General features: G+C 47.6%; 7 protein-coding genes. 4 read left to right on the top strand and 3 right to left on the bottom strand.

What is annotated here, in order from left to right:
* Positions 1-448: 448 nt before the first annotated feature.
* Positions 449-1,765 carry a glutamate-1-semialdehyde 2,1-aminomutase gene (locus J2T20_RS24670; RefSeq protein WP_307592504.1) on the bottom strand — a complete coding sequence of 439 codons (1,317 nt, stop codon included), beginning with the start codon at positions 1,763-1,765 and terminating at the stop codon, positions 449-451.
* A 98-nt stretch (positions 1,766-1,863) separates the two neighbouring features.
* On the bottom strand, positions 1,864-2,916 hold the full coding sequence (locus J2T20_RS24665; protein WP_307592502.1) for an LCP family protein: 1,053 nt from the start codon (positions 2,914-2,916) through the stop codon (positions 1,864-1,866).
* A 129-nt stretch (positions 2,917-3,045) separates the two neighbouring features.
* On the opposite strand from J2T20_RS24665, the gene bcp reads away from it, so the two are divergent.
* The 4 genes from bcp to J2T20_RS24645 all read left to right on the top strand — a co-directional run bounded on the left by bcp (position 3,046) and on the right by J2T20_RS24645 (position 10,221).
* Complete coding sequence (bcp, locus tag J2T20_RS24660) at positions 3,046-3,513, top strand: thioredoxin-dependent thiol peroxidase (protein ID WP_307592499.1); 468 nt, start codon at positions 3,046-3,048, stop codon at positions 3,511-3,513.
* A 118-nt stretch (positions 3,514-3,631) separates the two neighbouring features.
* Entirely contained in the window at positions 3,632-7,915 is a 4,284-nt protein-coding gene (locus tag J2T20_RS24655; RefSeq protein WP_307592498.1) for a 2-hydroxyacyl-CoA dehydratase, read from the top strand.
* A gap of 354 nt (positions 7,916-8,269) precedes the next feature.
* Complete coding sequence (locus J2T20_RS24650; protein ID WP_307592496.1) at positions 8,270-8,725, top strand: MarR family winged helix-turn-helix transcriptional regulator; 456 nt, start codon at positions 8,270-8,272, stop codon at positions 8,723-8,725.
* Entirely contained in the window at positions 8,722-10,221 is a 1,500-nt protein-coding gene (locus J2T20_RS24645) for a DHA2 family efflux MFS transporter permease subunit (RefSeq protein WP_307592495.1), read from the top strand. The genes J2T20_RS24650 and J2T20_RS24645 overlap by 4 nt, the downstream gene beginning before the upstream one ends.
* 445 nt (positions 10,222-10,666) lie before the next feature.
* Here J2T20_RS24645 and J2T20_RS24640 read toward each other — a convergent pair whose 3' ends face one another.
* Positions 10,667-10,945 (bottom strand): zinc ribbon domain-containing protein, encoded by a 279-nt coding sequence (locus J2T20_RS24640; protein ID WP_307592493.1) that lies wholly within the window; start codon positions 10,943-10,945, stop codon positions 10,667-10,669.
* Positions 10,946-11,033 lie beyond the last annotated feature (88 nt).

The following is an 11,033-nucleotide window of genomic DNA, read 5'->3' as shown; positions in this document are numbered from 1 at the left end:
TTGAGCAAATCCCAGCAAGTGGCCTAAATTAAAAAAATGACCTCAGATTTTGGCTAAGTCTTAATATTTAGCAAATTGAATTATGAAATTGACTCCTTTGTGCAACTATATATATTGAAACCCATGTAGTTAGACGATTTGCCGTATTTGGTCGCGGATACCGGAGGAGATACTTCTACTCTCATACACAAACTTCTTGACGCTATCGCCCAAGTGGCATGTTTCAGTTAATTCAAATGTAAAAATACACTTGAATCCGCCAAAGTGGCACGTATCTGCGAATTCAAATGCATAAGTACACTAGAATCAGCTGAAGTGGCACGTATCTGCGAATTCAAATGCATAAGTACACTAGAATTTACTGAAGTGGCACGTATCGGCTAATTTAAATGTAAAAATACACTAGAATCCGCCAAAGTGGCACGGTTCCGCCCCAATAGCCCTTATTTTATCTCTCCGCCTCCATAGCGCGGAAGGAGTCCTCGGCCGCTTCGAGCGTTGCATCAATATCTTCGTCTGTATGCTCCGTAGTGAGGAACCATGCTTCATATTTGGACGGGGCCAGGTTAATGCCGCGGTTCAGCATGTGGCGGAAGAAGCTGGCGAACATCTCGCCGTCCGTATCCTGAGCTTCCTCATAATCGGTAATTGGGTGATCGCAGAAATGGGTAGAAAAAGCGCCGCGTATACGATTGATGGTTAGCGGTATGCCGTGGCGCGCAGCTGACGCCTGAAGTCCATCGATCAAGCGAATCGCCAGCCGTTCCATTTCTTCGTATACTCCCTCACCCCGAAGGACTTCGAGACAGGCGATGCCCGCTGATATGGAAGCGGGATTTCCCGCCATGGTACCGGCCTGATAAGCAGGGCCGAGCGGGGCAACCTGTTCCATAACGTGCTTACGTCCGCCGTAAGCACCGATAGGCAGGCCGCCGCCGATGATTTTGCCCAGTGCCGTCAGATCAGGAATGATGTCCTCATGGTTGTCCAATTCAGCATAGGTTTGTGTCGAGCCATAGTGGAAGCGGAAGGCGGTAATCACCTCATCGTAGATCACAAGTGAGCCGTTATCATGCGTAAGCTTGCAGAGCCCCTCTAGAAAGCCGGGCTTAGGCATAACCATACCGAAGTTGCCGACGATAGGCTCCACCATAACTGCTGCAACTTCCTCGCCCCATTTCTCCAGCGCTTCACGCAGAGCATCAAGGTCGTTGAAAGGGACAGTAATCACTTCTTGGGCGATACTTTGCGGAACCCCGGCGCTGTCGGGGATGCCCAGTGTAGAAGGCCCGGAGCCTGCTGCAACAAGCACAAGGTCGGAATGACCATGGTAACAGCCGGCGAACTTAACAATTTTGCTGCGTTTAGTGTAAGCACGGGCTACACGGATCGTAGTCATAACGGCTTCAGTACCGGAGTTGACGAACCGTACTTTATCCATCGAAGGGATGGCTTCTTTGAGCATTTTGGCAAGTTTAATTTCTAGTCGAGTTGGAGTTCCGTAAAGTATCCCATTCTCTGCTGCCTCAGTGATGGCTGCGGTAATGTGAGGATGAGCGTGACCGGTAATAATCGGGCCGTAAGCGGCCAAGTAATCTATGTATTTGTTGCCATCTTCATCCCAAAAGTGTGCTCCGCTGCCGCGTTTCATAAATACAGGTGCTCCGCCTCCGACGGCCTTGAATGATCGTGAGGGGCTGTTGACACCTCCTACGATATGTTGAAGGGCTTCCTGATATAATTCCTCAGATGTAGAACGGTTCATTGATTTATCATCCTTTCATTTGTCCATGTTAGAAGGCAGGGGAACGGGCGAACTGCAGTCACCGCCGCCGTCCGCCCGTTTTAAGTCCTGTCTATAATCTAATTGCTTGATTGTGTAGTACTGCCAGCGTCAGTTGCTTCAGGAGAAGCAGTTGGCAATGGATCAGTCATCGTATCCTGCACAAATTGCTTCAGTTCCTCGGTACTTCTTATTCCGATTACTGCGGAACCGCCGCGAGTCTTTTCTTCCACTAGCAGGTCCATTGGGGGAATCTGCTCACTGCCGCCCATGCTGCTCTTATATCCCAAGTTGGCCAGCTTCCACATATCGTTTACGGACAAGTTCGTATCCACATAAGGATTGACCGCCGAGAGGATCGATGGCAGCTTGATTAGAGAGGTAGTACTCTTCATCTTGTCTGCTACAGCCTTGAGAAATCCACGCTGGCGCTGGGTCCGGGTGAAGTCGGAGGTAGCGTCGTGGCGGAAGCGAACATATTGCAGAGCCATATTGCCATCCAGATGTTGAAAGCCTTTTTTCAGATCAATATCATATTCCGGCCCGTCGGCTTTGGTCTTATAGAGCATGTCCTTCTCGACTTCATAATCAATGCCGCCGATCTCATCAATCAGCTTAATGAAGCCTTGAAAGTCGGTATATACGTAATATTGAATCGGAATCCCAAGCAATTCGCCAACGGTCTGCATCGCTACATTGGATCCGTGAGTAATCGCTGTATTGATACGATCTTTATCATACCCCGGAATAGATACATAAGTATCACGAAGAATGGAGAATACATAGAACTTCTTCTTTACCGGGTCCAAGGAAGCAACCAGCATTGTATCAGAACGGGGAACCTCACCTTTTTTAACTCCGCGTGCATCCACACCCATCAGCAGAATATTCACGGATTCTGTACCCTCCCATTTTGGAGGTTCAGGGGTCTTAACGTCTACGGACTCAACAACATCTTTAAAAGGTGAGTTATCGCCTTTCTTATTGAAGTTGTCCAGACCGTTAACAATAGAACCGAAAAAATAAACTGCGAAGCCGATGATGATTAGAAGGATTATAGCGAGAGTCCAGAGCAGCGGTTTTTTAGATTTGGTTGTTTTTGTTTTTGCATGTCTTTTCGTTCTTGGCGGCATTTCTCGTTCTTCCTTTCGCATTTACATTCCTTACATTATAATTTCTTTTAAGTATACAATCAATTTCGGCAAAAGTTTCGCAAGTGCTTAGCGGTTTGGGTCTTAATTTTGAAGGAGTGAACACCTAATATGAACACTATAACTATCGGAGATACCGTACCGGACTTTACACTTCCCGCTTCTGACGGGAATCAGGTGAGCCTCAGCCAATACCGGGGACAGAAGATTATCCTCTATTTTTACCCTAAAGATATGACGCCAGCCTGCACCCAAGAGGCCTGTGAATTTCGTGATGTCCACGATCAGATTACCATCAAGGGGGCGGTGATTCTAGGGATTAGTCCAGATCGCCTCGAGTCCCATACTAAATTTATAGCTAAAAATGAACTGCCCTTTCTGCTGCTCTCGGATGAGGATCATAAGGTGAGTGAAATGTTTGGAGTGTGGCAGCTTAAGAAGTTATATGGCAAGGAATTTATGGGTATCGTTCGTTCAACATTCCTCATCGATGAAGAAGGTGTATTGAAACAAGAATGGCGCAAGGTACGCGTGAAGGGACATGTTGAAGCAGCGGTAGAACTTCTGGATTTGAAATAAGGTATGGTGGTAAAATTTTCTAAAAGTCTGTTACATTTTTAACAGCTAAAGCCCTGCTCTCCCATGATATAGTTGCTCATATTACTTCAAATTTGTAACAAGGCATGGTGATGGAGTGATGATGCTGCGTATCGGGCTTGATATCGGTTCAACTACAGCTAAATTGGTTGTCATGGAGCAACATTCTATTATTTATCAGGACTATGTAAGACACTATAGTGATATTAAAAAGGCAGTCCTCTCTCTGTTGTCAGACGTAGGCGGCAGGTTTCCAGGGAGAGAGGCAGCACTGGTTGTAAGCGGTTCCTCAGGGTTGTCCCTATCTAAACTGGGAGGCATTCCGTTTGTTCAGGAGGTCATTGCTTGTACAAAAGCAATCCATGAGCGAATTCCGGAGTGCGATACAGCCATTGAGCTTGGCGGTGAGGATGCCAAAATTATTTATCTGAGCGGTGGCATCGAACAGCGGATGAACAATGCCTGCGCGGGAGGTACAGGTGCGTTCATTGACCAAATGGCATCCCTGCTGCAGACGGATCCCGGGGGCTTGGATGAGTTGGCTGCGAAGCATGAGACCCTATATCCAATTGCCTCGCGTTGTGGTGTATTTGCTAAAAGCGATGTCCAACCACTGCTCAACGAAGGGGCACGCCGTGAGGATATAGCTGCATCTATTTTTCAGAGTATCGTAAATCAGACGATCAGCGGACTGGCCTGCGGACGTCCTATTCGCGGCAAGGTAGCCTTTCTTGGGGGTCCGCTCACCTTTTTGCCCCAGCTTCGGGCTCGGTTTGCAGTAACGTTGGGTTTATCGGAAAGTGATATTCTTTTTCCGGAACGTTCTCAGTATTTTGTTGCTATTGGTTCGGCATTATCTATTACAGAGCCTGTTGTTATGAATGTGGGGGCGTGGCTGGAGCGGATAACTGCCGTGGATTTCTCCGGTGACCGGAATCTGGATGCTGAATTGCCGCCGCTTTTTGAGACGTTGGATGATTTGGTGGAGTTCAGAATTAGACATGGAAAAGCATCAGCCCCCCGGGCGGACTTGGCTTCCTATCGTGGAGCTTGTTATTTGGGCATTGATGCCGGTTCTACGACAACTAAGCTGGTGCTTACAGGTTCACAGGATGAAATTCTCCATACTTTTTATGGAAGCAATAAAGGTAACCCGCTGCATTCGGTCACTGATGCATTGAAGGAAATATATCAAATCATGCCCGAAGGCTGCTATATTGCAGGAAGCTGTGCCACGGGTTACGGGGAAGGGCTAATTAAATCTGCTCTTAAAACAGACGGTGGCGAAGTGGAGACTGTAGCGCATTTCAAAGCCGCCTCTAAGTTCATGCCGAAGGTTGACTTTATCCTCGATATTGGCGGACAGGACATGAAGTGTATCAAAATTCGCGGCGGGGCGATCGATAGCCTTATGCTGAACGAGGCCTGCTCTGCGGGCTGCGGTTCTTTTCTGGAGAGTTTTGCCTCCGCTTTGGATCTTGGAATCGAAGAATTTGCCGAGTCTGCGCTCGAAGCAACCCAACCGGTAAACCTGGGTTCGCGCTGTACCGTATTTATGAATTCGAAAGTGAAGCAGGTGCAGAAGGAAGGCGCATCCTTAGCTGATTTATCAGCTGGGCTTGCTTATTCTGTGGTCAAGAATGCCCTGCAAAAGGTAATCAAAATCCGCAACCCTGAGGATCTAGGGGAAAACATCATCGTTGAGGGCGGAACTTTCTATAACGAAGCCGTCCTGCGTGCCTTTGAGAGCCTGACCGGACGAACCGTAGTGCGTCCGGATATTGCCGGAGTTATGGGAGCCTATGGCTGCGCTATTCTTGCGAGAGAACAGGTGGGGGATGCAGGCATAAGTACACTGCTGAAGCCGGAGGAACTGGAAAATTTCACTTATCAGGTAACCCCAGGCCGGTGTGGGCGCTGCAGCAACAATTGTGCGCTGACCATCAGCCGGTTTCCGGATAAGAGCTTTCACGTTACCGGGAACCGCTGTGAACGCGGCGCAGGCCGGAAGAAAGAAAAGAATGTTCTGCCGAACCTCATGCAATACAAGTATGACCGGTTCTTTGACTATGAGGCGTTACCGTTAACACAGGCGGATCGTGGAACTGTAGGGTTGCCGCGTACGATGAATATGTTTGAGAATTACCCGTTCTGGCACGCCTTTTTTACCTCATTGCGTTATCGAGCGGTTCTTTCTCCGATATCGAGCAAGAAGCTGTACGAGAGTGGTATGGATACTATTCCTTCAGAATCCATTTGCTATCCCGCAAAAATGGCTCACGGACATGTGCAGAGTCTGATCGGTCAAGGTGTCGATTTTATTTTTTACCCTGCTGTGGTTTATGAGAAGAAAGAGGATGAGGCTGCACACAACCATTTTAACTGCCCCGTGGTTGCATCCTATCCGGAAGTTATCCGCAACAATATGGATGGGTTAAAAGAAGGCGGAGTCCCTATGGTCAGCCCGTTCCTGACCTTTGACGATATATCCGCATTAACCAAAGGATTGGCTAGGACATTTACACACATTCCCAAGGAAGAGATTTCGGCTGCTGTTCAAGCAGGTCTGCTGGAAGCGAATCGAGCCAAGGACGATGTTCGAACCAAAGGTGAGGAGACGCTGGCTTATCTGACGAGCAGCGGTACCAAAGGAATATTGCTCTGCGGACATCCGTATCATGCCGACCCCGAAATCAATCATGGTCTGGCGGAACTGATTACCGGAATGGGGCTTGCCGTGCTGACTGAGGACTCGGTATGTCATCTGGATCAAAGCGAAGGCGAAATGAGTGTTGTGAATCAGTGGACCTATCATGCTCGGATGTACCGGGCAGCCCGTCTCGCCGCAACCAGAAATGATCTGGAGCTGGTGCAACTGACCTCCTTTGGCTGCGGTATTGATGCAATTACCTGTGATGCGGTTCAGGAAATTATGGAGCGAAATAATAAAGTATACACTCTGATCAAAATTGACGAGATCAGTAATCTCGGTGCGGCACGGATCCGGCTGCGTTCTTTGCTGGCGGCAATGCGCGAGCGGGACAAAAGTAAACTGCAGCCTCAGCAGCTCTTCAAAGAGCAATTAAATGTACCGTTCACCAAGGAAATGAAGGCAACCTATACGATCCTGGCTCCGCAAATGTCCCCCGTTCATTTCGAATTGTTCGAGCGGGTATTCCAAGATGCCGGATATCGCCTGAAGATTCTGGAGACAACGGGCCCCGAGGAGACGGAGGAAGGGCTGAAGTTTGTAAATAATGACGCCTGCTATCCTGCGATTGTAACGATAGGGCAGATATTATCCGCTCTGAAAAGCGGAGATTATGATGCGAATTGTACAGCGGTAATTATGTCGCAGACCGGCGGAGGCTGCCGGGCGACTAATTACATTGCATTGCTGCGTAAGGCTTTGAAGGATTCGGGTCTGGGGCAAATCCCGGTCATTTCTCTTAATGCGTCAGGTATGGAGAACCAGCCGGGCTTCCGTATTAACCTTAAGCTAGCTAATCGGCTTATTGCGGCCGCATGCTATGGTGACCTCATGATGCGTATGTTATACCGTTTCAGACCTTATGAGCTGCTGCCGGGCAGCGCGCAGGCTTTATTCCGCAAAGGGATGGATCGATGCAAAGACAGCTTGTCGTCCTTTTCGTTCCGGGAATACAAGCGGCTGATTCGTGATATCGTCTCGGAGTTCAGCAAGTTGCCTGTGGTGGCTGAGGTTAAACCTAAAGTAGGTATCGTTGGTGAAATCCTAATTAAGTTCCATCCGGATGCTAATAATCAGATCGTAGAGCTGATTGAGTCTGAGGGCGGAGAAGCAGTCATGCCGGATTTCCTGGATTTTATCTTCTACTGCCTCTACAACCCTATCTACAAAGCAGAGCAGTTTGGTAAAAGCAAAAAACTCGGCTATATTAATCCATTGTTGATCTCTTATCTGGAAATGTATCGGAGGCCGATTAAAACAGCGCTTGAAGATGCCAAGCTGACTAAAGGCCGCGAAAACATCTACGGTTTGGCCGAAAAAGCGAGCCGTCTGGTGTCCGTGGGCAATCAGATGGGTGAAGGGTGGTTTCTAACGGCTGAGATGATGGAGCTGCTTGATCATGGGGTTAACAATATCGTTTGTATTCAGCCGTTCGCTTGTCTGCCTAACCATATTACAGGCCGTGGGATGATCAAAGGACTTAAGGAGCTTTATCCGGGTGCCAACATCGCGGCTATTGATTATGATGCGGGAGTCAGCATAGTGAACCAGACGAACCGGATCAAGCTGATGATGTCGATTGCCGGAGGCCTGCAGAGCAGGGGCCAAACCCCTGTGGAGATCGGCAGCCCATTGCGGCTCCCGGTTCTGGAAAGTGCGGCTAGCAGGGTATAGATGCAAAAAGGGCGTGCCAATAAAAATTGGTAGGCCCTTTTTGTATTTAGTTGCACATCATACACCTATAACGATTTCCATTTCGGCTAATAGAGAAATAGCTGTATTCTGTGCAATTAAAAACCCGGATTTGCCCAACTAACAGCCCCAGATCGGCTTTTAGGTGCACGAAATACAACTAAAGTCCACTGATCAACTTTTTAGCACCAAATAGCTGCGCAAAGTGCAATTAAATCCTTTGGTTACTTCGTGCACATTTTCAGAAACTTTCAGTAAACTATTGACGAATAAATACGTAAATAGTAAAATAGTTCGCATGCGAAATATATATTTTGAAGCTAAATGGGGGTAAGGATGTTGGAGGGAAATGAGCAGCAGTTGGACGAGATTGTTTCTTCTTTTCGCCGTATAAGCCATGCATTCCAGCAGCTTTTGTGGAAAGATGCCGAAGAGCTTGAGATTACACCGACCCAGCTCATGGTGCTGCGGAAGCTGTCTGTGCACCCTGAAATTGGTATTACTGAGCTGGCAGAACTGCTCCATTTAGGAAACAGTGCGGCGAGTGGAGTCGTCGACCGCATGGTGAAAGCGGGCTTGATTACCCGGCAGCGTTCGGAGAGCGACCGGCGCAGCTTCAAGCTGTCGATGACCGATAAGGGTATAGAAATTAGGGAAAGAAGCAAACAATCTCTGAGAAGACATTTGCTGCCGCTTTCCACTATTCCGATCGAGGACGCCGGGGAACTGCTGCGGATTCACGGTGAAATCGTCAAAATATTAGAACAAGGGAGAGATAAAAAGAAGCTATGAGTACAATAACTGCTAACGCTGCTGCAGCATCTAAGACTTTGCGCAGAGGCCCCATCATTGCGGCGTTGCTTATAGGCGCTTTTGTGGCGCTTTTGAATCAAACACTTATGAACGTGGCATTGCCGAAAATGATGGAGGATTTGAATATTGTCGCCAATACGGCGCAATGGTTAACGACTGGATTTATGCTGGTCAATGGTGTTCTGGTTCCTATAAGTGCTTATCTGGTGGAGAAGTTTACGACCCGTCAGCTTTTTACTACTGCGATGGTTTTATTTTCAATAGGTACGCTGGTATGTGCAGTGGGAACCGGATTTGAGATGATCATGGTCGGCAGAGTAATTCAGGCTGTCGGCGCGGGGATTTTGATGCCGCTCATGAACATTGTGTTCTTGCGGATTTTCCCGCTTGAAGAGCGGGGTAAAGCGATGGGCCTGATGGCCGTTGCTATGATATTTGCTCCGGCGGTAGGCCCTACGCTGTCAGGCTGGGTAGTACAGAATTACTCTTGGCGTGTGCTTTTCTATATCGTTCTACCGTTAGCTATTTTTTCGACTTTACTTGGAATGAAGACGATGCAAAATGTAGGGAAAGTAACCTCTCCTACGCTGGATAAGCCGGGCATTATTTTCTCAACACTTGGCTTTGGAGGATTGCTTTACGGATTCAGTGATGCTGGAACCGAAGGTTGGGGAAGTAAGACCGTAATCTTCTGTCTGGTCTTGGGCGTCATTTCTTTGATTCTGTTCGTTGTGCGTGAGCTTACTACAGAAAAGCCGCTGCTGGAAGTGCGTATTTTCAGGTACAACATGTTTACTCTCACTACAATAGTTAATATTATCGTCACCATGGCTATGTATTCGGGTATGATTTTGCTACCTATTTATTTACAAACGATTCGCGGATTTACGCCGATAGACTCCGGTCTGATGCTGCTGCCGGGTGCGATCCTGATGGGAATTATGTCCCCGATAACGGGTATTATCTTTGATAAGATCGGTGCACGATGGTTGTCTGTCATAGGTCTTATCATTACGGTAGTTACAACATGGGAATTCAGCCAGCTTACTGAGACAACCACATACACTCATCTCATTCTGACGTATACGGCGCGGATGTTCGGGATGTCGATGCTGATGATGCCGATTGTAACTGCAGGCCTTAACCAATTGCCGCAGCGTCTCAGCTCGCACGGTACCGCAATGTCGAATACTCTGCGTACGGTAGGGGGCGCACTCGGTATTGCTCTTTTTGTCAGCTTGATGACCAACCGGGTTAAAGACTTCATTACAGATGCTGTAATGAGCGGAGCTGTCTCCCAAACGGATAAGGCCGCAATGTTGCAGCTTACACAGGAAGCTCAAATCAATGGGATTACCCATGCCTTTACAGTGGCGACCTGGGTAACGGTGGCTGCCTTGGTGCTGGCTTTCTTTATTCAAAAAACTTCGCCGCAGCCTGATTTTTTGCAGACGGAGAAAGAAACAGCGAATTAAAGTAAACAATATATAATCTTATAATTAAAAGGGACTAATCCTTCGGTCTGTACTGACCCGAGGATTAGTCCCTTTCTGGGTTATAGAAGTTAGGTTTCTCTCACAATCCGGAAGATGGACTCTAAGAAGTCTATTTTCCGGATTTTTTGTCATATGGAGGCACTGGTGAGTTTTTCCGAGCCCGTCTGAGCGTTTAAGTGTACTTTATACAACTAAAACATCCACCATACCCGAACCGCTCACTATAGTTGCACTTTGTACACTTATATCTACAATATTCGGCGATAACGCCTCCATTGGTAGATTTTAGTTGCACTTAATACACTTATAGCTCTGCAAGTCCCAATTCTGCACCTAATAGATGTATAAAGTGCAACTAACCAGGTCAGACCCGAAAGTAACCCCATCCCTTCATGCATCATAAGGAATCCAACCGAATAAAGAATTAGGAAGCATTCCACCGTTTCAAGCGGGGCAGCTGTTCAGCAAGCATCTGTCTTGCCGTGTCCTCGGCCATACCCTCTTGGACCATAAAACCTGTACATAGGTCAGTCATTTCCTGTAGAGAAATGTCAGGCTGCTTAAATTCTCCGGCTTCGTAGCAGTACATACAATATTCGCTGTTTTTGCTGCCATCCTGCTCCGTACCCCATAATGCGGAATCCTGTATTGGCATACTGCAGCTTTGGCAAAATATTTGCTCTTGGTTCTGTCCCTGTTCCATCTTCGAATCTCTCCTCTAAATTTGTAATGGTTAATCCATATGCTTAGGTTATGTACCCATTATAAAAAAATAAACCTGACGACATTCC

The sequence above is a fragment of the Paenibacillus wynnii genome (assembly GCF_030812855.1).
In the GTDB taxonomy this organism is placed as follows: domain Bacteria; phylum Bacillota; class Bacilli; order Paenibacillales; family Paenibacillaceae; genus Paenibacillus_AQ; species Paenibacillus_AQ wynnii_A.
Note: the sequence above shows the minus strand (reverse complement) of the source record. Positions and strands in the feature narration are given on the sequence as shown.

Excerpts from the sequence above, each read along its gene's own strand:
- J2T20_RS24670 (WP_307592504.1), bottom strand. The coding sequence starts at position 1,765 with ATGAACCGTTCTACATCTGAGGAATTATATCAGGAAGCCCTTCAACAT.
- J2T20_RS24665 (WP_307592502.1), bottom strand. The coding sequence starts at position 2,916 with ATGCCGCCAAGAACGAAAAGACATGCAAAAACAAAAACAACCAAATCT.
- bcp (WP_307592499.1), top strand. The coding sequence starts at position 3,046 with ATGAACACTATAACTATCGGAGATACCGTACCGGACTTTACACTTCCC.
- J2T20_RS24655 (WP_307592498.1), top strand. The coding sequence starts at position 3,632 with ATGATGCTGCGTATCGGGCTTGATATCGGTTCAACTACAGCTAAATTG.
- J2T20_RS24650 (WP_307592496.1), top strand. The coding sequence starts at position 8,270 with ATGTTGGAGGGAAATGAGCAGCAGTTGGACGAGATTGTTTCTTCTTTT.
- J2T20_RS24645 (WP_307592495.1), top strand. The coding sequence starts at position 8,722 with ATGAGTACAATAACTGCTAACGCTGCTGCAGCATCTAAGACTTTGCGC.
- J2T20_RS24640 (WP_307592493.1), bottom strand. The coding sequence starts at position 10,945 with ATGGAACAGGGACAGAACCAAGAGCAAATATTTTGCCAAAGCTGCAGT.